Raw genomic sequence first — 24,672 nt, 5'->3', positions numbered from 1 at the left:
TTCATTCTGAAATAAAAATTTTATCTTGCAACACTCTCAGTACATTTAATTTTTTGTAATTTGCAGCTATATTTAAGCAATGTGTATATAATTGCCTTGCAACTCTCGGTACCTTGAGATAAGTAGCAATAGTCAGGAAAGATTGTAAAGTTTCTAAAATTGTTTTCCATCCTTTCTCAGGAATTTTAGCTCCGACTGTTTGTATATTATGTAATCGACCAAATAATTTAATTAATAGCAACTCTTTTTTCTTTTGCTGATATAATATTTTAACTATTTCTGCTGAACTAATTTTTTTATCATTTTTAACTCGTGTTAAATCTTCAACCTGATTGGCAATTTTATAGCCAAATTCTTTTACAATCATTTCTTTAGTAAGTAACGTATCTTCAATACAATCGTGCAATATGCTAGTTACTATGATATCTGTTCTAAATGGCTTTGTTCGGAAGGGTATGTATTGTGATCTTTTAGACGTAATTATCCTATTTTGACTGCAACACACTTACCAAATGAATTCCATAAATTTATAATATTGGTAATAACAATTGCTTCACGTTTTTGTGATGATATTTTTTTAGTTAATATAGATGAACCAATACATCTCTTAATTCTTGAAATTTGAGCTTCAATTAGTGCCCTAACTCCATAACAGTATTTTTTATAAAATGCATAAATGTTACTTTTTTACTAATATAACGTACAACCTTATCATGCCATATAGTGTTATCTTGACCATATATTTTAGCATTACGTGGGGGAGGAATTACTGGAGTAATACCACGATTACTCAATTTCTCAACTCCTTCAATACTATAGTAAGCACCATCAGCAATTACTCTATCTGCTGATATATTCCCTGGTATTAAGTACTCTAACATCTCTATATCAGCAGTATGGCAATCAGTAATCTCAACATTATGAATATTCATTGCAGGATCTATAGAAATATGCATCTTCTGCCATGGCTTATTCTTACAGACTTTATTGTATTTCGTTGCATACCAGTTACTAGCTGTATTAAATCTAAGACCTGTGCTATCTAGTATCAGAGATATAGCTTCGCCATTCTTGATACGACCAGCAAGTTTATTGCAAAACTGTTTGACCTCTAATGGTATCTGTGAAAATAAATCACATAGATGACCAAAACTTGGTACTGGAATCTCAAGACCCTTGCCCCGCCATAGATCCTCAAAGTAACCTGTTATTTGACGCTGCCCAAAACCAAATAAACGATATAATGTATAAATTAGTTGTATATATGGTACTTGGTATGTCGTTGCCCTCCCAGATTCTCCCTCTACGTAAGGTTGGGCATTAATGAACAAAGACTCTAAATCACCTTCAGGGAAATACAGGCTGACCATCCCTCTTTTTCTTAAACTATCGTTATATTGTGACCAATTGGTTATTTTATATCTCGGCTTATCTATTTTTCTTGGCAAACCTGTTTTTGTTCTTTCTTTGTATGGCATTTTTAATTTATAACTTATCTATTCCAGAATATCATATACTATTCCCTCTATACTTTATAGATGCTTTTAATACCCTTCCGAACAAAGCCGGTTAACTGCAATTTTTCTCTTGCCTCATGAACATCAACATCAGGTAATGAAATGCTATGCTTTTTTACTTTTAGTTTACCTTTAGCATATGATAATGCTTCTTGCATTCCTATTAATATACTTTCCTCTGTTTGATTAAGTTTTTTATTATTCATTTTTACCTCTACTCATATATAATTTTATCAGCTCTTCACTGAGTATTTTTAATTTATTACAACTATCCTGACTAATGTTTTCTACTTTACTTTTTATAAAACCGGTTATTAAAAATACCGGCATATTTTCATTATGGAAAAATAAATTATCCTCATACCGCCACTTTTTCCTTTATTATTACTACCGAGAGCAAACCTCAATTTTCTTATTCCGCCCCACAATATCCCCCTGCTCAGGATTAGCAGCAATATAATTTACTATTTCTGTGTATTCTTTTTCATTCAAAAAAGCCTTAGCAAATTTTTGAAATTCAGGCAGCTCAATAACTGTAATAAGTTTTTTGTTCATAAAAGTAATGGTACGCCATTAGCGTACAAAAATCAATAGATATTTTTTATAAATAGCAAAGATAAAAACTAATTAATTGACATTTAAATCCATTATATGTATATTACTAAGGCTTATTTACATATTAAAAATTTTTAATATGTAAGCTATATGAATATTAAACAATATTAATGGATTAAATTATGCCAATACTCCGCGTACTAACAGCAACACCAAAAAGCATTTTTAGTAAATTTACTTATAAATACGATTTAGCTACTACTATACGGGCTTATAATGCTGTAAATAATACCTCTAGATGAAGCTTTCAAAACTTCATTACAAAATAATTCTTACAAAACTGCAAAACTACTACTTTCATCAGGTCAACTTAATCTTAATTATAAGGACGCCGAAGGAAATTCAGTTTTAATGAATATACTTCAATCACAAAATACTCCTCTACTAAAAAATTATTTTAGCAAGGCAAAAGTAGAAACTGATTTTAAATTATTTCCTTTAATACCTAATAATAGCGGTCATACAATTTATGAGATTGCTGCTGCAACAAAGGATCAAAAAGTTTCAAAAATTCTTCATAATAAAATAGCAGAGCTTTATGATCTTAATAAAATAGAAACCTAATCTTTAGTAAATTTAGATTCACCACCAGATTACAATTCGGTTTACTATAATTCTAACACGGGATATCCTACACAAGAGCTAGAAGCAATTGGAGAAATGCCATCAGCCCCATCAGATCAAGAATAGGAAATAATACTAATAGTAGTTTTTTAGATATCGTGGTCAAGCCAGCCTTGTTGCATGGCTCGGTTTTTCTGTCATTGCGAGAAGAATTACATAGTAATTTGACGAAGCAATCCAGTAAAAAATTCTGTAAATCAGAATTTTTTTATTATTTTAGCTGGATTGCCGTGCTCCCTACGGTCGCTCGCAATGACGATTAGGAAGCCATACAACAATGCCAAACAGTGACATATTTAAATTAAACCAGCTCACTTACTTGCGATTTGGCAAAAAGCTTTATCTGAAAGTTAACAAAATTTAAATTACCTTTTGAACCTATTTCTGCAAATTTATGAGCTTTAAGTAATAGATCATAATCTTTCGCCAAATCAGCAAAGAAAAACTCCATTTCACCACTTTGTTTTACTCCTAAAATCTCACCGCTACCTCGAAGTTTTAAATCCTGCTCAGCGATATAAAACCCATCATTAGTTTGTTTCATTATCTCAAACCTACCTCGTGCAACTTTTCCAAGCCTTTTAGGATTATAGAGCAATATACAATATGACTGCAAAGAGCCTCGCCCTACTCTACCTCTAAGCTGATGAAGCTGAGCGAGACCAAACTGCTCAGCGTTTTCGATAACAATTAAAGTTGCTTCAGGTACGTCTATTCCGACTTCAATAACAGTTGTTGCAACTAATATCTTAATTTCACCTTCCTTAAACTGCTTCATTATTTGGTCTTTCTGCTCGTTCTTCATCTTACCGTGAATAATACCGACATAACCTCGGTAAATATTTTCAATCGAATCAAAACGATTCATCACATCCATTAATAAACCATCCTCTTCCGGCCCTTCTTTCTCTCCCTGCTCTATCAATGGACATATCCAATATACTCGCTCACCTGCTACAAGCTTCTTATTTATCGCTTCGATAATATGTTCTATCTTATTAACTGACATGGTGTTCGTAGCGATAGGCAAACGATTTTTCGGCTTACCCATTAGCTTTGAGATAGTCATATCACCAAACATAGTAAGTGCAAGACTCCGAGGAATCGGTGTTGCAGTCATAACTAAAACATCGGGATTTACTCCTTTATTTATTAGATTCAAACGCTGCTGCACTCCAAATCTATGCTGCTCATCAATCACTATATAACCTAGCTTCTTAAAACTTACTTTCTCTTGAAATAACGCGTGAGTACCGACTAATATATCAATCTCACCGTTTTCAAGTTGTATCATAATATTTTTACGAGCTGCCCCCAGTATTTTACCTGTAAGTAATCCGACTCTTATATTAGTATTTTTTAAAGCTTTAACAAAAAACTCATAATGCTGATTGGCAAGCAAATCGGTTGGAGCCATAAGCGTTGCTTGAAACCCTGCTTCCACCGTATTTACCATCGTAAGCAAAGCTACCAAAGTCTTACCTGAGCCGACGTCACCTTGCAACAATCTCATCATTTCTACTTTATCGCTTTGCTCAAGTTCTATTTCTTCTATAACCTGCTTTTGATAGGAAGTTAGTTCAAACCCTAACTCATTTAATATATTTGCTTGAATGCCGGCAGCTTTAGGGTAAATATTACCTTGTTTTCCGGCAATTTGCGTGCGTACATTTAAAAGAGATATTTGATTAGCGATGAGTTCTTTGGCGGCTAGTTGTTTTTTGGCAGCCACGGTGTCATCCCGCGGCCAGACCGCGGGATCCATTTTTTCCGGATTCCCGCCTACGCGGGAATGACATAAGGGGCGGGAATGACATAAAGAGTGCAACATTTTCAAACTCTGCAATACCTCATCCAAATAATCCTTTACCTCCTTATCTTCAAGCCCCTTGCACTTCTCTTCAAAGATATCCATCGCTTTTATGATATATGAATATAGCTGCTTGTTACTAAGTAAATATGTCAGGGAATAAATCGGCTCTATTTCTTTTGCGAGTTTAGGATTCGTAACAAATTCAGGATGCGAAATCTGTAAGTAATGATCAAAAAATTGTACTTTACCGCTAATAATATGAGAAGTACCAACTTTCAGCTTATTAAAAATAAACGGTGGAGGCCTATGAAAAAACACTAATAACAACGAACCAGTATCATTGCTAGCCGTAATCTTTAAAGGCTGATTACCTTTTTTCGGTAAATTAACGCTCTCAATTACGACTTCCGTTTGGATTATTTCGCCGTCTCTAACTCCAGTTAAATTAGGCGATAATATTTTATTTTGATATGAAACCGGTAGATAAAACAGTAAATCACGAATATTGTCAATACCGAGCCTCTTAAGAGCCGAGACGGTATCTTCACGTATATTGATGAACGTTTTTACAGGAGCAAATAAAAATTTTTCTAAAATAGAGAGCATATACACTTCTGATAAATCAAGATATTCTAAATTATTTTGCTAAGAAAATTAATAAGAATTTTTTGTTTACATGATTATATTTTTTTGCTATTTTACAAAAAAATTAAATGGAGGTTAATATGTTAACTAATCAACAAGAAAATTTAGATCCTGTATTATTACAGAATACAGCTAAAGAATTAGGAAGTAATTTCCAAAAAGCATTGGATGAAGATAATGTAGAAGATTTTAAAAAATTAATGTTTGAAATGATTGATTTTATCAATATGTCAAGTATACAGCCTAACTTTAATATAATATTAGATGAAAAAAGCCTTATAAAAATCGCTAAACTTGCTCCTATCACCTCCCTAGCTTTTCTTACTAAGATATGTTTACCCTCAGAACAATCACACTCCTCTATTATATACAAAGCTTTAACAGATTGTATCCAATCTCAAGAAATAACAGGGACTCAAACTTTTGTATCGTTATTATTCCGCTTAACAGGTAATGACATTAAAGATGATAATAAATACCTTTATGAAGGGTTGAAAACAGGAAATATAGAAATAGTAAAGAATCTGTTAAGCTATATTAACTTAGATCAAGAGGCATTTAATATAGCTATGGAGAAAGGAAGAGCAATTAAAGATTTTATATGTCAAAGAGATGAAAAACTCTACCATGGTGGATTTTTTAAGCAATACCTCGCCAGCGAAACACAAGTAGATATTACAGGGGATTCAGAAAGTCATCCGGAATAAATATACTAAAGCCGTCATTGCGAGGAAATTACAAAGTAATTGACGAAGCAACCTCAGGCAAAACTCCTGAGATTGCCACGCTCCCTACGTTCGCTCGCAATGACGGAAAAACCGGTCCACGCAGGCAATACTGCTTCGCAATGACGTTTTTTGCAATGCTTATAAATCTAATTTTAGTCCTGCTCTAAGAATAGCTGAAGATTTTAAAGGCATACCTTCGATAAATCCGGCTGTTTTGTAACCGCCTGAGCCGACTATCTTAAATGTTTCATTTAAGCTAAGCTCAAAATTAACTGCCCCAAGTCCGCCTTGCTTACAGCTCTCTTTTAAAGGAGTAGCGGTTAACATTTTAGGCTGATTCCAAAATGCTGCTTCTAAACCTAAACCGACAAAATCAAATGTGACTAAGTTATTAGCTTTAACTCCAACACCGTAAGACTTAAATTTCTGATTTTTGCCGTAATTAATATTAACTTGAATATATTTATTATCAACAACAAAATGGTTAACTAAACCACGCTCTAAACCATATGGAGCAAGTATTGCTCTAGTCGCAGGTAATATTTAACCGGTCCTAATTCAATCATCGGAATATCATTTAAGTTAGTATTCATTACAAATGAATAACCTGAATAAACTAAAAACGGATCAAATAAATCTAAATAAGCATATGAACGAATTTTATTTTTAGTAATATAATTTTTACCGTATATGGAGTTAATCGCTTTTACATATGCATTTATATCATTACCGTCTTTATCTTTACCGTCAAACTTAGTACTAAAAATATAACTTGCTTGATCTAGTCTTGTCCATAAATAACCTATACCATAAGTAGGATTAATTTTGTTAATTGTCATATATCTATCTTTAATATTTTCAGATAACAAATAGCTTGCTTGAATCCCACCTGTATCTATAGCAATTTGCTTATGAATTTGCAAAGAATTAAAATCTTTAGTTTTAAAATATGTTGTACCCTCAAAAGGATCTACTTCATATTTTGTTACTTTTAAGTCAAATTCTCTTGCTCTTGCTCCATGACCTCCTATTTCATGATTACCTACCATAATCCAAGATGTAGCAGTAAATCTTGTAATATAACTTAAGATTTTCATAGCTATATTATCTGAATCGGCAAACATAGCATCATCTAATTGACGATAACCTTCAATCAATGACATAGCAGCATCACTACTTGTTCTTGAGGACATATCTTTATCATAAGTAATTACATAGCTATAATTTTTTTTAGAATTTTCTTGAATTGTCATATCGTCATCAATATTTGATGCAGTTGCTAATACTGATGATGAATATAAAAGACAAGCAGCAATAGTTAAATTTAATTTATTTAATTTCATAGTATCATTAATTTTTATCAATCATAAGTAGCTACAATATATACTATTTTAAATTTGTAAAGTATTTTTTTAATATACCAAACTTGTGTATGTCCTTGACTTCTTTTGAAAATCCTCCTAATTTCTTAAATAATAGATATTAAATAATTTTAAATTTATGAATAAAATCTATCCTTCGGCTGAAGCTGCTCTTGAAGGACTTCTTTATGACGGCATGACTATAATGTCGGGCGGATTCGGTCTATGCGGTATTCCTGAAAATTTAATAAATGCACTTCTTAACAGCAATGTTCAAAATTTAACGATTATAAGCAATAATTGCGGTGTTGATAATTTCGGACTTGGGCTTCTTCTTCAAACTAAACAAATAAAAAAAATGATTTCTTCGTATGTCGGAGAAAATAAGATTTTTGAGCAACAATATCTTGATAAAGTACTTGAGCTTGAATTAAACCCACAAGGAACTTTAGCTGAACGAATTAGAGCTGGTTGCATGGGAATTCCGGCTTTTTATACTAAAACAGGTATAGGTACAATAGTCGAAGAAGGTAAAGAAACAAAGGAGTTTAACGGCGAAAAATATATCATGGAAACAGCGTTGCAAGCCGATCTTGCTATTATTAAAGGCTTTAAAGCTGATAAAAGCGGCAACGTGATTTACAATAAAACTGCACGAAATTTTAATGCAGCCATGGCAGGTGCCGCTAAAGTTACAGTTTGTGAAGTAGAGGAAATAGTTGAGGTAGGAGAACTTGACCCTAACAATATACACACACCTAATATTTTCATACAGCGATTAATAATAGGTGAAAAATATGAGAAACGTATTGAGCAATTAACCGTCAGGGAAAAATAAGATATGGCTTGGAGCAAAGAAGAAATTTATCAGATAACCGCAGAGGAACTTAAAGACGGATTATATGTCAATCTTGGTATAGGTATGCCTACGCATGTAGCAAATTATATACCTAAAGGAGTGAATGTAATATTTCAAAGCGAGAACGGTATGCTTGGTATGGGACCTTTTCCGTATAAAGGTGAAGAAGACCCTGATTTAATTAATGCCGGTAAGCAAACTATTACTGCTATTCCTGAAAGCAGCTATTTCGATAGTAGCTTTTCATTTGGGATGATTAGAGGTTCGCATGTCGATTTAACTATTTTAGGTGCTATGCAAGTCTCACAAAAAGGCGATCTTGCCAACTGGACTATCCCGGGTAAAATGGTTAAAGGTATGGGAGGAGCTATGGATTTGGTCGCTAACACCAAAAGAGTAGTTATTATAATGGAACATAACGCAAAAGACGGCGGTGCTAAATTATTAAAAGAATGCAGCTTTCCGTTAACAGGTAAAAAAGTAGTTAACAGAATAATTACCGATCTTGGAATTTTTGATATTGATAAAGATGAAATGATATTAGTTAGAAAGGCTGACGATGTTACTATTGAAGAAATAAAGTCTAAAACTGAAGCCGAGTTTATTGTAGGCTTATAGGAGAGGTGTGGTTTCGTATATCAGTAGTTTAGACGTCATTGCGAGGAAATTTACAATAGTAAATTGACGAAGCAATCTCAGGAGTTTGTTATTATTTCATCAGATTGCCACGCAGCCTACGGCTGCTCGCAATGACGATTTAGTTGTAATATTTATATGGAGAATAAAATGGTTAAAGTAGCTATCGTATATTATAGCGGGTACGGTCATACTGCAAAAGTAGCTGAAGAACTACACAAGAGCGTAAAAGAAGCAGGAGCAAATGTTTCTATTATACCAATAAATAAAGACAAACCTGATAATATAGATTGGGATTTATTAGATAATGCGGATGCTATCGTTTTTGGAGTCCCAACCTATATGGGTAGCTTAGCCGGTCCGTTTAAAACATTTATGGATTCTACCTCGGCAAAATGGGCCGAGCAAAAATGGAAAGATAAAATAACAGCAGCTTTTACTAATTCCGCTTCTTATTCAGGCGATAAGTTATGCAGTATTCAGCAGCTATTTCACTTCGCTATGCAGCATTGTATGATTTGGGTTGGACAAGCTGAAGCTGCCCCCAATTTTGCCGATCATGAGATGCCTGATCCGGATAAAATTAACCGCTTAGGTAGCTGGTCAGGACTTATGACGCAATCTAACCACAAATCCTCTCCTGATATTACTCCTACCGTGGGCGATTTAAAAACTGCTAATTTATTTGGTAAAAGAATAGTTGAAGTAACTAAGAAGTTTAAAGGATAGATTTATATGGTGTTTTATGTCATTCCCGCAGAAGCGGGAATCCAAAAAATAACTTTAATACTGCTATAAAATTACTATTAATTGATAAAATAAACCTAAAAAAACAAGGTTTTTACTTCCTTCCCGCTTCCGCGGGAATGACATAGAGCCGGTTTTTTGAGCCATGCAACAAGGCCTACGGCTCCTCGCAATGACGGCTTAGGTATCCACGCAACAAAGCCTGCAACCTACGCAAAGAAATAATATCTTAATTAACTTCTAACAAATGATGGTTTTTGTGAACTCCTATTACTTAGAATTTTTTGAGCATGCGTAGTCGTTTTAGCATCTCGTTCTCCTCTAGTTTTTAGAGCCTTTGGTTTATTGCTATTAACACTAGCATCACTCCAGTTACCACTATCGCTTTCACTGCCACTACTGCTACTACTATCACTCATCTCCATAGCAACTCTTCGTGCTAAAATTGATGCAACTCCATTAGGTTTGCTAACATTCTGAGCAGGCTTACTATGCGAATGTGCAACCGGTTTTCCTGTATTAGGATCAAACTCAACTTTTCTTAGTTTGTGTTCACCTCTTATAGACTGCAGCAATAAGTCTCTAGAATCTTGTGTCTTAACATCCGTTTTTTCAACTTTTCTTAGATTTTTTGGGCCTGCTATTTCTCTCATTAAATCAGAAGTATCTATAGAAGGACGTGGTTGATTTTCCAGCTTTTTAACCGTAGTAGTAACTCCTACAGGTTTAGATAATGTCTCAGTCTGAGCCGGAGCCATAGTAGGCATAGGCGGTGGTGGTGGCGGCAGAATGTTATTTTTCGATAAAGGAGGTGGCGGCGGTGGTGGCGGAATGTTATTTTTCGTTAAAGGAGGCGGTGGTGTTACATTATTTTCCAAAGGTTTAGCTATGGACGAGGTGGTTAATATTGGCTCCTTTTTTGAAGTCATATGATTTGCAAGATTACTTACTATCTTTTGTAACTCCTCATTGTCAGGTAACTTTGCAATTATATCATTAATATTTCTTTCTTTATTTTCAATTAATTCCTCAAATTTATGCTTCGTTTTATATAATTGTTCATCAATCTTTCTAATTGCTCTAGTATTACTTTCTTTGTTTTTTGCTAAAACCTGCTCACTATTATTTACAAAAACATTTTTAACATTTTGCCAAATATTATTTAATTTTTCAAAAAATGTATAAGGTATTTCTTCCCTAATTTCAGCAACCTGTTTTTGTATTTCCTTAAGTTCTTTGATATTAGAATTCTCGGATATTAAATTTTGGATGTTTTGTTTTGTAGCATTTAAAGAATTATATTGTTTCTCTAGTTCTTCAGCCTTAATAAATTGTAAGGGATTTGTCATATTTAGAGCTGAAAATCTTTCAGGTTTACTCTTATAACTAAAATATACTTCCGATAATCTTTCTCTTTGTTCTTTAGATAAATCTTTCTTTGTTAAATCCTTAAAATTTTTTTCGATTTCTTCTTGTAATTCTTGCTTTAAAGGTGCAGATTTTTCCGCTATATTATATATCTTATTATCAATATCTTTTAATATTTTGTTATTATACTTTATTGCTTCATTTGTTAACTGTTCTTCACTTTTTACAAAAATATACTTTACATTAGAAACTGTTTTTACAAGTCTTTTAAACCAAGGCAACGATCTATTATGTTCTTTTTCTAGTTCTTTAGTTTCATTTTGTATTTCGATTAAACCTTGCAACTTCTTATTTTGTTCGCATAATTCATTTACTTGGCTTAATATAGTATTTAAAGCATTATTTTCTTGTGCTAATAATTTATTTATATCTATTTCTTTAGCCACGCCATACACCTACTATAAATTAATGTCGGCATTATAGTAAATTTCTTGTACAAAAGCAAGAGAAAGTTAATATATTCTCAATAAATGAGAAGTAGATAGACGAAGTTCAACTTGGAAAAGAGCAAGGAGTTTGTAAGCCGAGGAGCGGAGCGTATAATAATACGTGAGCATCCGAAGACTTACAAAGACGACGCAGCCAATTTTTCAAGTGGGACGAGTATATCATTAACGTAATTTTAAGGATGATAAGCCTATAAGAGCAAATATAACCGAGATAATCCAAAACCTTATTACGACTTTTGATTCTGCCCAACCGTGCTTTTCAAAGTGATGATGGAGCGGTGCCATTTTAAATATTCTTTTTCCTTTGGTAGCTTTAAAATAATATACCTGTAAAATTACGGATGCAGTTTCAATAACAAACAAGCCACCAACAATAGCTAAAACTATTTCATGCTTAGTAATGACACTAATAATGCCAAGTACACCACCAAGACTTAGACTACCGGTATCGCCCATAAAAACTTCTGCCGGTTGTGCATTAAACCACAAAAATCCAAGACAGCTACCGACTAACCCCGCACATAACACCGTTAACTCTCCGGTATTCGGTATATAGGTTAGTTGCAAGTAGTTTGAGTAAATTAGATTTCCTACTAAATAACTTATTAAAGCAAAAGAACCGGCAGTAAAAGCAATAGGAACGGTAGCAAGACCATCAAGCCCATCCGTTAGATTCACGGCATTAGAAGAGCCGACTATAACAAATATAGCAAAAACTATATAAAAATAACCAAGATCCAAACTTAAATTTTTAAAAAACGGTACGTTAAGTAAATGACTTGGATTTTTATCTAGATATTCTAGTAAAATACATATGATTAAACTGATAATTCCTTGCAGTAAAAGCTTACTTTTTCCCCTTACCCCGTAATGGTTATTTTTAGTTACCTTAGCATAATCATCCATAAATCCTATAATACCGAAGCTAATAAAACCAAATAACGTAATCCAAATATATTTATTAGTTAAATCAGCAAGTAGTAAAGTAGAAAGACAGCTAGACAAAATAATCATAATGCCTCCCATAGTCGGAGTACCTGCTTTTGTTTGATGCGATTCAGGTCCGTCTGAGCGTATAGGCTGACCGTTTTTTTGAAGAGATCGCAGAAATTTTATTAATATCGGACCCGTGATAAAGCTAAGGCTTAGAGTTATAATAATAGCAAGACCGCTACGAAAAGTAATATAGTGAAATAAATTAGCTATATGTGAATTATGAATGTGAGGAAGTAAAAGATTATATAACATTTGTAGATTTAAATTAAAAAGTATATTTTGATGTTGTTCTTATTGCATAAAATCGTCATTGCGAGCAGCCATAGGCTGCGTGGCAATCCCATGAAGTAATAACAATCTTCTGAGATTGCCGCGTCGAAACTACGTTTCTCCTCGCAATGACGTTAAAACTAAACCACACAACATTAAAAATATCTTAATGTATTTATTTATAATAATCAACAATCTTATCAAGTTTTATACCTCTTGATCCTTTTATTAGGATAAGCTCATTACTTTCAAATAAATCCGTGATATGCGTAATTAATTCATCAACATTTTTAAAGTATTTTTTAACTATTTTAGGAGGTAGTAAATCATAAATATATTTAGTATTTACTCCTACTAAATAAACTTTAGAACAACCGGCATCTAATATATAAGGTACTAGCTCCTCATGTAACCGTTTAGAATTTTCCCCAAGCTCCAGCATATCGCCTATTATAGCAGTTTTATTTTCAGCAGGTACTTGTTTTAAATATTCTAATGCAGCTTTCATTGACTGCGGGCTTGCATTATAGTAATCACAAATTATACGAGAGTTTTGTATATTGATAATTTCCCCTCTTCCCTTGTTAGGAGGAATATTTGCCAAGTGATTTGCAGCTATCTCTATATCTTTACCTAATATATCGATAATTAAAAGTATAGCTGTATAATTTTCGGCAAAATGCCTAGGAATGAAAGGTATAGTTATCTCTAAAGACTTATTATTTATCTTATACTTTAAGTGGACTTGCTCTCCTAGATTCTCATATAAAACTAATTGTGCAGGTGTATTATGCGATATGCCGAAGTTATATACCCTATTAATAGAGAGATTTTTTAATATCGATACTATTTTATTATAGCAATTAATATCGGCATTAATAACGGCAATATCATTTTTGCTAAAATTTTCAAAAATCTCACATTTAGCTTCAGCTATCTCTTCAAGCGAGTTAAAAAACTCTAAATGGGCCTCCGAAATATTAGTAATCATGGCAATATTCGGCTTTAATATTTGAACCAACTCCCTTATTTCGCCTTTATGATTCATGCCAAGCTCAAAAATAGCATATTCCGTATCATCCGCCATTGAAGCAAGATTAATAAGTAATCCTAAACGGTTATTGAAATTACCTCGGCTAGCAAAAACTAGGGAATCATATTGTAATAATATTTTCAGTGCTTCTTTAGTGGAGGTTTTACCGACACTACCGGTTATAGCTATAAATTTAGCCTTTGAATTCTCTCGTTTATACAAAGCCATTTTTTGTAGAGTCTCAAAACAATCATCAACTAGGATAATTTTATCTTTATCATTTATCTCTACTTGCTTACTAACAATTACGGCTGCCGCTCCTTTATCTATTGCATCTAGAACATAATCGTGACCGTCTCTATTACCTTGAAGTACTATAAATAAATCACCTTTTTTAACGTCTTTGGAGTTAAATTGCACTTCATTACAATTGATAGAATTAGAGATTGTTATAGCTAGTGCTTTACTTAGCGTTTCAGAGTTCCAAATCATATTATAGTGTTTTATATTGTTATGTTTATGTCATTCTTGCAAAATCAGAGCTTTAACCGTCATTGCGAGCGACTAAAAGGAGCGTGGCAATCTCAGGATTTTGGCATGAGATTACCGCGTCAAGGCTTCGCCTTTCCTCGCAATGACATTAGTTTCCTCACAATTTCAGCATCATCAAAAGGTAATTTCTTATCGCCTATAATTTGGTAATTTTCATGACCTTTGCCGGCAATTAATAAAATATCATCTTGTTTTAAATTATTTATCCCGTATTTAATAGCTTCTTCTCTATTTGCTATTTCCGTATAATCCGCTTTCTCTATACCACTTATGATTTCGGCTCTGATCAGTTTTGGATCTTCATGACGTGGGTTATCATCGGTAATTATGACGTTATCAGCGAGTCTTGCGGCTATCTGCCCCATAAGACTTCTTTTTGTCTTATCACGATTACCGCCACAACCAAAAACTACGTTTAGCCTACTATCACGTAATTTAACATTTTTCAGTTCCGTTAAAGCTTTTTCAAGAGCATCCGGAGTATGGGAATAATCAACAAAAATATTAGTGTTGCCTATTCGCTCCATTCTGCCTTTTACCGGTTTAACTTGCGTTAGAATTTCGATGATTTTATTAAAATCAAATCCGATATAATGAATGCTAAGAGCGGCAATTAACAAATTGCTAGCCTGAAAACTACCGATTATAGAGGTATTAAAACTACATTCTCTATTATTGAATATAAAATTAATATTTTGTGCTTTTAAAGAACCATTGATTTTAGTTATTTGTACATCACCTTTTTTTCCAACAGTTATAAATTTAATATTATGGTTACGCAGATAATCTTTAACGAACTCTATTTCTGCTATATCGGAATTTAATATTGCAAGACCGCCTTGTAATAAATACTCGGTAGACATCTTCCCAAACTTCGCTTCTAGAAGTAATTTAGACGTCGATCCGGTACTCGCATCCTCACGTACTAGTATGTACGCTGTGGTGCTGTGTTCCGTGTCTCCTTTAAATTCCTCTCTATAAGCTGGTTTAAAAAGATGTCTAGTAAATAATTTCAGTTTGGCTAATAAATAATTTTCTTTTGTATGGTGATAATCTAGATGATCCTGACTAAAGCTAGTAAAACATGCGGTATTTACTTTTATTTCCCCAAGTCTTGCTTGATTAAGACCATGACTAGAAGCTTCAAAAGCCAAATATTCTATATTGTTTTCAGCTAAATTATGAGCAATTTTTCTAAAGCTTAAATAATCGAGTGTAGTCAACTCCGGCACATCATTTATAAGATTATCGCAGCCAAAAATCTCTACACCTATCGTGCCGATAGATGCGGCTTTTTTTCCAAGTAATGAATATGTTTGAGCTATATAGGAAACTACCGAGCTTTTACCGTTAGTACCGGTTACGGCTATTAGATTCTTTGGTTTTTTAGGATAGAATATTTCTATGGCTTCATATAAAGCTACCTGTACATCTTCTACGTAAATTACTTTATCATCTATAATAGTATTTTTTTTATTGTCTGTAATTACTAATGCTACTGCCTGATTTAAAACCTCATTTATAAAATCATTTCCATCGACATTTTGTCCTTTAATCGCAAAAAAGATATCATTCTCCTTAACGGTTTTAGAATTAATCGACAAACCTTTTACGTTATGTTTTTGGAATAGTTGTTTTAGGTTATAGGGCATGTTTATTACGTTAAAAAAGTGTTATCGTCATTGCGAGGAAAAATTGAAAATTTTGACGAAGAAATCTCAAGAGTCCTACTTTATGAGATTGCCACGTCGCTTCGCTCCTCGCAATGACGTATTAGGAATGACATCGAGTCTACACCCCCCTAATTTCCAAAGTAACTGATTCACTTCAACAATTATATTTTTATCTACTAATTTCTTGATATATACTAATTTATTATCCGGTTTGATTTTTGCCTGATTAGAGTAAGTACTAACGAACTTCAAAATTTTATCGGTCATATCGGCATTTTTATAAAATTTAATCACAAATCCGTTATCTCCTGAATCCAAATTCTCAATATTTAACTTAAAGCATAATAGTTTTATTTTTACAATATCAAGTAAATTATTAAATTCAATCGGTAGTGAGCCGAATCTATCAATCATCTCATCTTTAAATTTCTCTACTTCTATCTCATTGCTTAAATTACCTATTCTTCTATATAGCCCAAGTTTAAGGGCTGAATCGGATATATAATTATCAGGAATAAAGACGGATAATCCTAAATTAATAGTCGGAATAAAGAGCTGCTCCGAGACAATCGGTTCATCTTTAAAAATAGCTATTTGTTCTTCCAGCATTTCTTGATAGAGTTCCGTACCTACTTCTTTAATTTGTCCTGATTGTTCTTCACCTATCAAATTACCGAAGCCACGTAAATCCATATCATGGCTTGCAATAGTAAAGCCTGAGCCTAAAGCACAACTATTTTGTATTATCTCTAAACGTCTTAAGGAGTGCGACGTCATCTTTTTATGACTTGCTACTGTTAGATAGGCATAGCCCCGCACTTTACCTCGACCTATCCGACCACGCAATTGATATAGCTGGCTAAGCCCCAGCATATCGGCCTTATGTATGACCATGGTATTTGCTTCGGCTATATCAATTCCTGATTCTATAATAGTAGTTGAGACTAGTATATCGAATTTACCGGCATAAAACTCGCTCATAACCTCATCAATTTTACTCGGGGTCATTTTTCCGTGAGCTATTTTATAACTTAATTCCGGCACGATTTGTTTTAATTGTTTTTCGATATCCTCTATATCTTTAATTCTTGGAACTACATAAAAGCTTCTTCCACCTCTAAAATGTTCGCGTAATAATGCATCTCTGATAATAACGGGATCAAACGGCATAACCATCGTCCGAACTTCCAACCTGTTTAAAGGCGGCGTTGCAATAATACTAAGTTCTTTTAAACCGGTCATTGACATTTGCAGCGTTCTAGGAATCGGTGTTGCCGACATTGCAAGTACATGGGAAGAGGATTTTAGTGATTTAAGAAATTCTTTTTGACCAACACCGAAATGCTGTTCTTCATCGATTATTAACAATTTTAAATTAAAGAATTTTGTATTTTTGTGTAATAAAGAATGAGTGCCTATTATTATATTTATTTTACCGCTTTCAAGCTCCGATCTTATAATTTTTGCTTCTTTAGCACTAATAACGCTAGATAATTGCTTAATATTTAAACCAAATCCCTTAAACCTTTCTATGAACCTTGAAAAATGTTGACTACATAAAATAGTTGTCGGTACAACTACAGCTACTTGAGGTAAATGTTCATTTAGAGATTTTGCTACCATAAAGACGGCACGCATTGCTACCTCTGTTTTACCAAACCCGACATCACCGCATATTAACCTATCCATTAACATACCGTTTCTTAGATCTTCTTTAATATCGTTTATAGCGGTTAACTGGTCTTCTGTTTCGCTGAAAGGAAAATTAGCACAAAATTTATCATATTCTTCAAGATCAAATTCAACGGAAGCACTGCTATTAAGTTTCCTTTTAGCTGCTATTTGTATTAAATGCAGTGCTATCTCTTTTATACGGTTTTTAAGTTTCGCCTTACTTCTTTGCCATGAGCTACTACCAAGCTTATCAAGCTCTGCATTATCATTACCGTATTTTTTTATTACCTCTATATTTTCAACCGGTATATATAATTTATCATTACCGGCATATAAAATCTTTAAAAAATCATGTAGTTTGCCTTTGATTTCTAAAGCTTCTAGCTTTAAAAACTGCCCTATTCCATGATCTTTGTGTACTACAAACTCACCTTCAGCTAAATTATCAAGCTCCAGCAAGATATTTTTAAGCTTTTTGTTAGTGTTTGTAGAGCTAGATTTTTCTTCTAATAATTCGCTAGCGGTAATAAATAAATATTCTTTCGTATAAAAGCTTTGATTTAAAGGAATTATCCCGACATTTATTACTGAAGCCTTAGCCTCATCTAATTTATTTATCTCATTATATTTATATTCATAATTTTGGGTGATGCTTTTAATTCTCTCAAGACCGCTTAAAGAAGCTGCACCTATTACGATTTTTTTAGAAGAATGAGCTTTAATAATCTCAAATAATTTATCGAAAACCGTTTTCTTTTCTATAAAACTTGCAGAACTAATATTTTCAATTAGAGTTGCTTGCTCAGAATTTTCATAACTAATAAATATATTATTTTTTTGTTCTAGTAATTCCGTTATTTCAGAAGCGGTAAAATATAAGTCAGTCGGTGAAAGGGTGGGATAGAAACTATTAAATTTAAGTTTATTTACCTCTGACCTTGCTGAATAAAAATCGTTATAACTATGCTCAAACTCTAAAATGGCTTGTTTTGATAAATTATCGAATATGAAAATAGGATCGTTTAGGTAATCTACTAAGCTAGAGCAGGAATTATAAAATAATGGAAGTAATTGTTCATATCCTGCGAATTTTCTTCCCGATATCACCGCCTCATATAAAGGATTATCGGTATGATTAACTCCAAAATTTCGTAAGTAATTATTCTTAAAATTACCGTTTGTTTCAGAGTTTAAAACTATCTCATTTGCAGGACTAATAACGAGTTCGCTGCAAGATTTAGTTGAAATTTGTGTATCAATATCAAATTCTTTTATTGATTCAATATAATCCCAGCTAAAATTAATTCTATAAGCTTTAGGACCAGGCAATATTATATCAATGATTTCGCCTCTAACCGCAAATTCCCCGACATCGATGCTACTCGCATTTCTTGTAAAACTATTTTCTACTAGAAACATAGCAAGCTCATCCGTAGTAAATTTCATTTTAGGAGATAATTTTAAAAAATATTTAGAAAAAAAATCTTTCGGCGGTAATTTGTTTAATAAGTTCGCTGCATAAGTGATGAGTAATTTGCCGTTACTATTATTTGTTGTTAGCTTGGTTAATATTTCTGCACGTCTAGATAAGATATTTGCATTTGGTGACGTATGGTCGTAAGGGATAGTATCATAGCTTGGAAAGTAATAAATATTTTCATTAGAAGAAAAAAATAAAGCTTGCTTGTATAATTGCAACGCTTCATCTTCATTACTGCTACTCAAGATAAAATCTTGCTTGAGATTCTTAGTAAAATTATGGGTTGCAAAGAAAGATTTGGCAGTAGCCGGAAATTTTTGTTGTAACATTCTACAGGAATTTATATTTTTGCTATTTTGCGTAATTTATCAATTATTTCGGCATCTAGATAAGAAGGAGCAGAAGATTTATTATTAATCCAATTATAAAGATCATTATCATTTTGATCAAGTATTAAAGAATAGCTTCCAAGTTTTTTTTCATCCATTAAGGATAGGTACTTTTCGGCAAAGCTACCGAGTATATAATCCATTTCTTTGCAACCGCGGTTTTTACTACGGTAAAAAAGTTTCTTTTGTAAAGAGTTTTTATTTAATTTATTCATCTATAACATCTTGCAAAATTTTTTTATAATAATATTATTAAATTTATCAGATACCAAGATCATTTTAAAATGCTTTAGGCATTGCCTCGAAGCAGTTAATGCCGTCATTGCGAGCGACTAAAAGGAGCGTGGCAATCTCATAAAGCAGGACTCCTGAGATTGCTTCGTCAAATTACTACGTAATTTTCCTCGCAATAACGTAAACTTTTCAAATTATCAATAACAGCAAAAAAGCGTAAATATGTCGGTTCAAAATATCTGTTCTACAAAAGCTTATGATATATTAATTTCAAATGATAATGCTTTTCTTGTGGATGTTAGAACTAAAGAAGAGTGGCAACAAGTTGGGATACCTCATTTAGATAATAAAAATAAGTTGGTCTTTCTAAGTTGGCAATTGAATAAAGATTTTGAAGATAATTTTTTATCTATAATTAAAGATAAAATAGATGCAGCAATATTTTTTCTGTGTCGTTCAGGATATAGGTCATTTATCGCAGCAAATTTTATAGCTAATATGGGTTATAAAAATTGTTATAATATTAGTGACGGCTTTGAAGGAAATAATCAAGACAAAGGCTGGAAACAAAATAACTTACCGTGGCAGTTTTAAGTGAGTACTAATCAAATAATTTTAACGGATCAAGGTGATAATTATGTAAATGTCTGGAGTCACGTGGCTCAAGATCTTTACAATCATTACGGTGAAACTCTATATAATAGCTGGTTTAGTAAAGTCAATTTTATAGAGTCTTCATTAAATACCGTTATTCTTTGTGCCCCTACTAACTTTGTTAGAGATTGGATAAAATCCAAATACTCTATGGTCATATTGCAACTATTTCAACATTATAATAATACCATTAAGTCGATTGAAATAATTACTAAAGAGTTACCTGGAACAACCCAAACAGTTATAGAATTACCTACTAAGACTTTTGCCGATATCGGCAGCAGTGAGCTTAATTCGGAAAATATCTTTTCAACTCTTGACGTACGTTTTACTTTCGATAATTTTGTGGTTGGAGCCCCAAATGAACTAGCTTATGCAGCAGCAAGAGCGGTTGCGGAATCATCAGGTGCGGTTTCTGAGTCTAATCCGCTTTTTCTATATGGCGGCGTAGGGCTTGGTAAAACTCATTTAATGCATGCAATCGGTTGGTATATCAAACAGAATAATCCAAGCCGCAAAGTGATATATATGTCTGCAGAGAAGTTTATGTATCAGTTTGTTAAAGCTCTGCGTAATAAAGAAGTAATCTCGTTTAAAGAGAAATTCCGCTCGGTTGACGTGTTGATGATTGATGATATTCAATTTATTTGCGGTAAAGATAGTACGCAGGAAGAATTTTTCCATACTTTTAATACATTGATTGATAATAACCGTCAAATGGTTATTTCTTGTGATAGGTCACCTTCAGATTTAGATAATATTGAAGATCGGATAAAATCTCGTCTTGGATGGGGCTTAGTTGCCGACGTTCATAGTACTACTTATGAGCTACGACTCGGTATTCTAGAATCTAAGATTGAACAGATGAACGTTAAAATACCGAAAGACGTAATTGATTTTTTAGCATCTAAAATCGTTTCAAACGTTAGAGAACTTGAAGGAGCTTTAAATAAAGTGATAGCTCATTCTAATTTTACTTTAAAAGAAATTACACTCGAAAATACACAAAATATTTTAAGAGATTTATTACGTTCTAATGAAAGAATAATTACCGTTGAAGATATTCAGAAAAAAGTAGCTAGTCGTTATAATATTAAATTATCCGATATGTCTTCGTCACGGAGATTACGAGAAGTTGCAAGACCACGTCAAATAGCTATGTATCTTAGTAAAGCATTAACACCGAAAAGTTTAGCCGATATCGGTAAAAAATTCGGTAAAAAAGACCACACAACGGTTATGCATGCTATTAAGAAAGTAGAAGAATTACTGGAAAACGATATAGAATTACGCGAAGAGATTAATTTGCTGATGAAAATATTGCAGAATTAGTAAAGTACTATGTCATTCCCGCGAAAGCGGGAAACTAGAAAAAAAATGAAACTATTTAAATCTTTTATATTTATACTTATTGACTAATGGATTCCTGCTTTTGCAGGAATGACATAAACAGCAATGTAACAAAGCCAAAATGTCACAAAAATGACATAGATATATACCAAATGCCCTCAAAAAACAATTCAGTAAAAGAAATTTTTTCAAGATTATCCGGAAAGTACCGAATTAACAGAATTATAGATAATTATGGTTACGGTGAGGGGATAGCGTATTTTCTACAGCTAAATTCACAAAGCTTCAGACAAGATAAATTTAAGAGCAAGCCTGCGGAGCGCACAAAAGTACGTGAGCAAAGGCTTGACTCAAAAAATTTGCTTGTATCAAGCTTTGTGAATGACGCTGTACCTGAAAGTTTAAATGAATTAATCTATAAAGAGGAATTGCAAATTCACTATAACGACTACACTCATAAAATCCTTGCTAATAAAGAATATAAATATATTTTAGAAAATAATAATATTGTAAAATATTTTGCCAAAGCAGAAAATAGCTTATTTCATCGTTTAGATTTTATAGATAACTCAAGAGCTACAGGTAGCCATTTATGCGGCAGCGATGAATATAATGCTACCTATATATTTTTAAATCCTGATTCTTTTACTCTTAACTACCAAGTTCTAGGACCTCAAAAAGACTATAATATTAATACTGTTTTTAATCGCATATAGTATTAGTATGTTCTCCAATTAGTTCATAATATTTTTTCATACTATCATCTATAGAAGTTGTTTCCACAGTTTGATTACTATCATCATCATTTTCCTTATACATGTCTACTTTTTTAGAAAAAGAAAGTTTTAATCTCTTTCTAGGAGAAATAGTTTGATTAAATTTTAAGGTAATATCTTTTAATACATCTTTGGCATATTCAGGAGTATCAATATCATACCATTCTTTTATTTTATCACATAAAATTTGTAGAATTTCAGGTAAGATTTTTTTAATTTCTTTCTTGAGAGATGCTTGTTTTTGAGCTAAAAACCCTTCAATATTTTTTAAGCTTTCAGTAAATTCCAAATAGGTTATTTCAATTAAGTTCTTTAAATCCCTGGAAAAATCCTTTTTTTCAAGCAGCTTAGTTTTTGTAAGCTTTAAATTACGTTCTCCTATATTGTTTACTTTAAGAATTAAAGCAGTTAAATTCTGGTTTAGTGAATCTAGTAAATCTGTAGGATAATTTTCTAATTCATGAACTTTTTCTAAAAAAGATTTTATATCATTGATTTTTACATTATCCATATTTTTGTAAAATTGCATTGAAGCTAAGATGTCAAATATTCGTGCTATATTTGCTAGTTTATAATTATTTAATTTTTTACTAAGCCATTCTATTAATATATTACCTTCTTTAATAAGTAATAGATTACCATTTTGTACATTTGTAGTGTCATAATCTATTGGACAGGAATTTGGTAACATATATTTATAGTTTTTCAGTATACCTCTTGTTTGAGCAACGGTATGCTCAGCAGACATAGGAAAAAACTCCTTATATAATAAAAATATACTATTTTTATCAATAAGTTCTAAAAACATAGGAGCTGTAAATAAGGTTGCATTATTTCTATGCGTTTCAGCTACAAACAACAAATGTGTTAACTTTTCTGCAAAGTAATTTAGTTTTCGCGGTAATTCTTCTATATTTTGTGTCGATTCTTTAGCATGTACAACTTCAAATATACGTTTTATAATAGCATGTTTATATTCAGGTTTTTGCTCAAATTTAGATAAAATTTCATCATATTTTCCTAAGCCAGGTACATCTGTTTGTACATTACCGGTTTTATAATGTACTATATGATTAATTGTAAAAGTTTCTTCTTTAGTATTTGAGATCTTACATATAGTAGATAAATCACTATTTACTTCTTCTAAAATCCGGTGCTTTAGCTGATTTTTATTATTCCTGCCAATCATTTCAGCAAAAGCTAAAAGTCCTTTAGAATTATGTATTGTAAAATTTAATGGGTTATTACTTATGCCTTTTAAGTTGATATTACTGCTTTGCAATTCTAGTAATAATACTTTCTTTGCATGTTGAGCAGTAATACCTTCTGCTAAAGTAAATATCTTAGGAATAGGGTAATTTGTATAAAATACACAGTGCAATAGCTTTTGATAATCTGTATCACTTACATTTTCTTTGTTATACTCTTTAAATAATTTATTAAGATGCTTATTAAAAGCAGTTTTTATAATTTGTAAGTTTTCTTGTAAAGATTCATTATCTACGGTTAATATTTCAGATTTAATTTTTTATAAATATTTCTAATAGCAGAATATTTAAAAAATCTATCAGCTAAATTATGTAATATTAAACCTAATTTAAGTTTAAAATCTTCAGAGTTATATATATAATTAATATCTAGTATATTTTTAAGTAAAAAATTAAGATACTTAGGTAAAGTATAATTTTCTTTTAACTCTTCATCAGAAGAGCTATCAAAGTTTTCGTATTTTAGCATTATTATTTATAGTAGAATTAGTGTTAAATTATTCAGAAAAAAATATCCCTATAAGGGGGGTTAAGGTATCTAGTGTCTCCGTAAGGGTGCTAAAATCATCTCTATATAATAAATCATTTGTAGTACATAATTCTTTAATATCTAAAGTTTGTCCAGTATTTCCCTCAAAGCAATACATAAATGCCAAAGCTTCCATAATTTTCTTATCTTTAACAAATTTAAATAATTGTTCTTTGCCATAAGTTATTGTATCTTCAACATCAGCTAAATCTTTCTCTACTAAGGGCATCATTGTATTTACTTCTTTAGCTAATAACTTAGGATCTATATTACTAGGATTACTTAGCATATCTCATACCATTATAGTTATAATATTAGCTATATACTAAAATATTAATTATTAATCAAGTCTTCTTTACTAATAGTTACAAT

At 32.2% G+C, this 24,672-nt stretch carries 23 protein-coding genes and 4 pseudogenes; 9 read left to right on the top strand and 18 right to left on the bottom strand.

The window, feature by feature from the left end; genetic code table 11:
- Position 1 precedes the first annotated feature (1 nt).
- The 5 genes and pseudogenes from RF_RS02080 to RF_RS10470 form a co-directional block, all read right to left on the bottom strand.
- A pseudogene (locus RF_RS02080) lies at positions 2–436 on the bottom strand (HD domain-containing protein); the annotation flags it as partial.
- 196 nt (positions 437–632) lie between these two features.
- The gene (locus RF_RS02075) at positions 633–1,478 is read right to left on the bottom strand and encodes a transposase (RefSeq protein WP_011270718.1); all 846 of its coding nucleotides are present in this window, start codon (positions 1,476–1,478) and stop codon (positions 633–635) included.
- A 47-nt stretch (positions 1,479–1,525) separates the two neighbouring features.
- On the bottom strand, positions 1,526–1,723 hold the full coding sequence (locus RF_RS02070) for a hypothetical protein (protein WP_039594873.1): 198 nt from the start codon (positions 1,721–1,723) through the stop codon (positions 1,526–1,528).
- Positions 1,716–1,847: a hypothetical protein gene (locus RF_RS11250; RefSeq protein ID WP_268747322.1), complete on the bottom strand. Its 132-nt coding sequence runs from the start codon at positions 1,845–1,847 to the stop codon at positions 1,716–1,718. Before RF_RS11250 ends, RF_RS02070 begins: the two co-directional genes overlap by 8 nt.
- 57 nt (positions 1,848–1,904) lie before the next feature.
- Complete coding sequence (locus RF_RS10470) at positions 1,905–2,072, bottom strand: hypothetical protein (protein ID WP_175265450.1); 168 nt, start codon at positions 2,070–2,072, stop codon at positions 1,905–1,907.
- Between the two features lie 411 nt (positions 2,073–2,483).
- Between RF_RS10470 and RF_RS11245 the strand changes: the two genes are divergently transcribed.
- The gene (locus RF_RS11245; protein WP_231564260.1) at positions 2,484–2,696 is read left to right on the top strand and encodes a hypothetical protein; all 213 of its coding nucleotides are present in this window, start codon (positions 2,484–2,486) and stop codon (positions 2,694–2,696) included.
- A 361-nt stretch (positions 2,697–3,057) separates the two neighbouring features.
- Here RF_RS11245 and RF_RS02060 read toward each other — a convergent pair.
- Together RF_RS02060 and RF_RS11910 are read right to left on the bottom strand one after the other, a co-directional pair.
- Positions 3,058–4,488: pseudogene (locus RF_RS02060) on the bottom strand (ATP-dependent DNA helicase RecG); the annotation flags it as partial.
- 83 nt (positions 4,489–4,571) lie between these two features.
- Positions 4,572–5,175: pseudogene (locus RF_RS11910) on the bottom strand (ATP-dependent DNA helicase RecG); the annotation flags it as partial.
- A 119-nt stretch (positions 5,176–5,294) separates the two neighbouring features.
- Between RF_RS11910 and RF_RS02055 the strand changes: the two are divergent.
- Entirely contained in the window at positions 5,295–5,921 is a 627-nt protein-coding gene (locus RF_RS02055; protein WP_143549673.1) for a hypothetical protein, read from the top strand.
- 159 nt (positions 5,922–6,080) lie between these two features.
- On the opposite strand, the gene RF_RS02050 is transcribed toward RF_RS02055, so the two are convergent.
- Complete coding sequence (locus RF_RS02050) at positions 6,081–6,269, bottom strand: hypothetical protein (RefSeq protein WP_011270715.1); 189 nt, start codon at positions 6,267–6,269, stop codon at positions 6,081–6,083.
- 173 nt (positions 6,270–6,442) lie between these two features.
- The gene (locus tag RF_RS11240) at positions 6,443–7,285 is read right to left on the bottom strand and encodes a hypothetical protein (protein WP_011270714.1); all 843 of its coding nucleotides are present in this window, start codon (positions 7,283–7,285) and stop codon (positions 6,443–6,445) included.
- 157 nt (positions 7,286–7,442) lie between these two features.
- Between RF_RS11240 and RF_RS02035 the strand changes: the two genes are divergently transcribed.
- From RF_RS02035 to RF_RS11230, 4 genes and pseudogenes are all read left to right on the top strand, one after another.
- Positions 7,443–8,141: a CoA transferase subunit A gene (locus RF_RS02035; RefSeq protein WP_011270713.1), complete on the top strand. Its 699-nt coding sequence runs from the start codon at positions 7,443–7,445 to the stop codon at positions 8,139–8,141.
- 3 nt (positions 8,142–8,144) lie between these two features.
- Complete coding sequence (locus RF_RS02030; RefSeq protein WP_011270712.1) at positions 8,145–8,780, top strand: 3-oxoacid CoA-transferase subunit B; 636 nt, start codon at positions 8,145–8,147, stop codon at positions 8,778–8,780.
- 156 nt (positions 8,781–8,936) lie between these two features.
- A pseudogene (locus RF_RS11235) lies at positions 8,937–9,272 on the top strand (flavodoxin family protein); the annotation flags it as partial.
- Positions 9,273–9,311: 39 nt separating this feature from the next.
- Entirely contained in the window at positions 9,312–9,527 is a 216-nt protein-coding gene (locus RF_RS11230; RefSeq protein WP_081427746.1) for a transcriptional regulator, read from the top strand.
- A 251-nt stretch (positions 9,528–9,778) separates the two neighbouring features.
- Here RF_RS11230 and rickA read toward each other — a convergent pair whose 3' ends face one another.
- The 6 genes from rickA to RF_RS01995 form a co-directional block, all read right to left on the bottom strand.
- Positions 9,779–11,359, bottom strand: coding sequence for an Arp2/3 complex-activating protein RickA (gene rickA, locus RF_RS02020; RefSeq protein WP_039594871.1), 1,581 nt, complete (start codon positions 11,357–11,359; stop codon positions 9,779–9,781).
- Between the two features lie 225 nt (positions 11,360–11,584).
- The gene (mraY, locus tag RF_RS02015; RefSeq protein ID WP_011270709.1) at positions 11,585–12,670 is read right to left on the bottom strand and encodes a phospho-N-acetylmuramoyl-pentapeptide-transferase; all 1,086 of its coding nucleotides are present in this window, start codon (positions 12,668–12,670) and stop codon (positions 11,585–11,587) included.
- A 193-nt stretch (positions 12,671–12,863) separates the two neighbouring features.
- Positions 12,864–14,213 (bottom strand): UDP-N-acetylmuramoyl-tripeptide--D-alanyl-D-alanine ligase, encoded by a 1,350-nt coding sequence (locus RF_RS02010; protein ID WP_011270708.1) that lies wholly within the window; start codon positions 14,211–14,213, stop codon positions 12,864–12,866.
- Between the two features lie 119 nt (positions 14,214–14,332).
- Positions 14,333–15,925 (bottom strand): UDP-N-acetylmuramoyl-L-alanyl-D-glutamate--2,6-diaminopimelate ligase, encoded by a 1,593-nt coding sequence (locus tag RF_RS02005; RefSeq protein ID WP_011270707.1) that lies wholly within the window; start codon positions 15,923–15,925, stop codon positions 14,333–14,335.
- A gap of 75 nt (positions 15,926–16,000) precedes the next feature.
- The gene (mfd, locus tag RF_RS02000; RefSeq protein ID WP_011270706.1) at positions 16,001–19,429 is read right to left on the bottom strand and encodes a transcription-repair coupling factor; all 3,429 of its coding nucleotides are present in this window, start codon (positions 19,427–19,429) and stop codon (positions 16,001–16,003) included.
- Positions 19,430–19,440: 11 nt separating this feature from the next.
- A complete protein-coding gene (locus RF_RS01995; protein WP_011270705.1) occupies positions 19,441–19,704 on the bottom strand; it encodes an FAD assembly factor SdhE in 264 nt (87 codons plus the stop codon).
- Positions 19,705–19,945: 241 nt separating this feature from the next.
- Between RF_RS01995 and RF_RS01990 the strand changes: the two genes are divergently transcribed.
- The 3 genes from RF_RS01990 to RF_RS08040 all read left to right on the top strand — a co-directional run bounded on the left by RF_RS01990 (position 19,946) and on the right by RF_RS08040 (position 22,443).
- Complete coding sequence (locus RF_RS01990) at positions 19,946–20,317, top strand: rhodanese-like domain-containing protein (protein ID WP_011270704.1); 372 nt, start codon at positions 19,946–19,948, stop codon at positions 20,315–20,317.
- Positions 20,318–21,709, top strand: coding sequence for a chromosomal replication initiator protein DnaA (gene dnaA / locus RF_RS01985; RefSeq protein WP_011270703.1), 1,392 nt, complete (start codon positions 20,318–20,320; stop codon positions 21,707–21,709).
- 170 nt (positions 21,710–21,879) lie between these two features.
- Positions 21,880–22,443 (top strand): DUF6314 family protein, encoded by a 564-nt coding sequence (locus RF_RS08040; protein ID WP_039594869.1) that lies wholly within the window; start codon positions 21,880–21,882, stop codon positions 22,441–22,443.
- On the opposite strand, the gene RF_RS11225 is transcribed toward RF_RS08040, so the two are convergent.
- The 3 genes from RF_RS11225 to RF_RS01955 form a co-directional block, all read right to left on the bottom strand.
- The gene (locus tag RF_RS11225) at positions 22,430–23,884 is read right to left on the bottom strand and encodes a hypothetical protein (RefSeq protein WP_011270701.1); all 1,455 of its coding nucleotides are present in this window, start codon (positions 23,882–23,884) and stop codon (positions 22,430–22,432) included. The two genes, RF_RS08040 and RF_RS11225, sit on opposite strands and share 14 nt — an antisense overlap.
- 125 nt (positions 23,885–24,009) lie before the next feature.
- Positions 24,010–24,240, bottom strand: a complete 231-nt coding sequence (locus RF_RS01960) for a hypothetical protein (RefSeq protein ID WP_081427744.1) — start codon at positions 24,238–24,240, stop codon at positions 24,010–24,012.
- Between the two features lie 28 nt (positions 24,241–24,268).
- Positions 24,269–24,589 carry a hypothetical protein gene (locus RF_RS01955; RefSeq protein ID WP_011270700.1) on the bottom strand — a complete coding sequence of 107 codons (321 nt, stop codon included), beginning with the start codon at positions 24,587–24,589 and terminating at the stop codon, positions 24,269–24,271.
- Positions 24,590–24,672: the final 83 nt, after the last annotated feature.

This window comes from Rickettsia felis URRWXCal2 (genome assembly GCA_000012145.1).
In the GTDB taxonomy this organism is placed as follows: Bacteria; Pseudomonadota; Alphaproteobacteria; order Rickettsiales; family Rickettsiaceae; genus Rickettsia; species Rickettsia felis.
Note: the sequence above shows the minus strand (reverse complement) of the source record. Positions and strands in the feature narration are given on the sequence as shown.

Coding starts and splice junctions, on each gene's coding strand:
- RF_RS01995 (WP_011270705.1), bottom strand. CDS start 19,704: ATGAATAAATTAAATAAAAACTCTTTACAAAAGAAACTTTTTTACCGT.
- RF_RS02010 (WP_011270708.1), bottom strand. CDS start 14,213: ATGATTTGGAACTCTGAAACGCTAAGTAAAGCACTAGCTATAACAATC.
- mraY (WP_011270709.1), bottom strand. CDS start 12,670: ATGTTATATAATCTTTTACTTCCTCACATTCATAATTCACATATAGCT.
- RF_RS11250 (WP_268747322.1), bottom strand. CDS start 1,847: ATGCCGGTATTTTTAATAACCGGTTTTATAAAAAGTAAAGTAGAAAAC.
- RF_RS02070 (WP_039594873.1), bottom strand. CDS start 1,723: ATGAATAATAAAAAACTTAATCAAACAGAGGAAAGTATATTAATAGGA.
- RF_RS02035 (WP_011270713.1), top strand. CDS start 7,443: ATGAATAAAATCTATCCTTCGGCTGAAGCTGCTCTTGAAGGACTTCTT.
- RF_RS01955 (WP_011270700.1), bottom strand. CDS start 24,589: ATGCTAAGTAATCCTAGTAATATAGATCCTAAGTTATTAGCTAAAGAA.
- mfd (WP_011270706.1), bottom strand. CDS start 19,429: ATGTTACAACAAAAATTTCCGGCTACTGCCAAATCTTTCTTTGCAACC.
- RF_RS02050 (WP_011270715.1), bottom strand. CDS start 6,269: ATGTTAACCGCTACTCCTTTAAAAGAGAGCTGTAAGCAAGGCGGACTT.
- RF_RS11230 (WP_081427746.1), top strand. CDS start 9,312: ATGATTTGGGTTGGACAAGCTGAAGCTGCCCCCAATTTTGCCGATCAT.
- RF_RS02055 (WP_143549673.1), top strand. CDS start 5,295: ATGTTAACTAATCAACAAGAAAATTTAGATCCTGTATTATTACAGAAT.
- RF_RS02005 (WP_011270707.1), bottom strand. CDS start 15,925: ATGCCCTATAACCTAAAACAACTATTCCAAAAACATAACGTAAAAGGT.
- RF_RS11240 (WP_011270714.1), bottom strand. CDS start 7,285: ATGAAATTAAATAAATTAAATTTAACTATTGCTGCTTGTCTTTTATAT.
- RF_RS01960 (WP_081427744.1), bottom strand. CDS start 24,240: ATGCTAAAATACGAAAACTTTGATAGCTCTTCTGATGAAGAGTTAAAA.
- RF_RS11245 (WP_231564260.1), top strand. CDS start 2,484: ATGAATATACTTCAATCACAAAATACTCCTCTACTAAAAAATTATTTT.
- RF_RS01990 (WP_011270704.1), top strand. CDS start 19,946: ATGTCGGTTCAAAATATCTGTTCTACAAAAGCTTATGATATATTAATT.
- RF_RS10470 (WP_175265450.1), bottom strand. CDS start 2,072: ATGAACAAAAAACTTATTACAGTTATTGAGCTGCCTGAATTTCAAAAA.
- RF_RS08040 (WP_039594869.1), top strand. CDS start 21,880: ATGCCCTCAAAAAACAATTCAGTAAAAGAAATTTTTTCAAGATTATCC.
- RF_RS02030 (WP_011270712.1), top strand. CDS start 8,145: ATGGCTTGGAGCAAAGAAGAAATTTATCAGATAACCGCAGAGGAACTT.
- RF_RS02075 (WP_011270718.1), bottom strand. CDS start 1,478: ATGCCATACAAAGAAAGAACAAAAACAGGTTTGCCAAGAAAAATAGAT.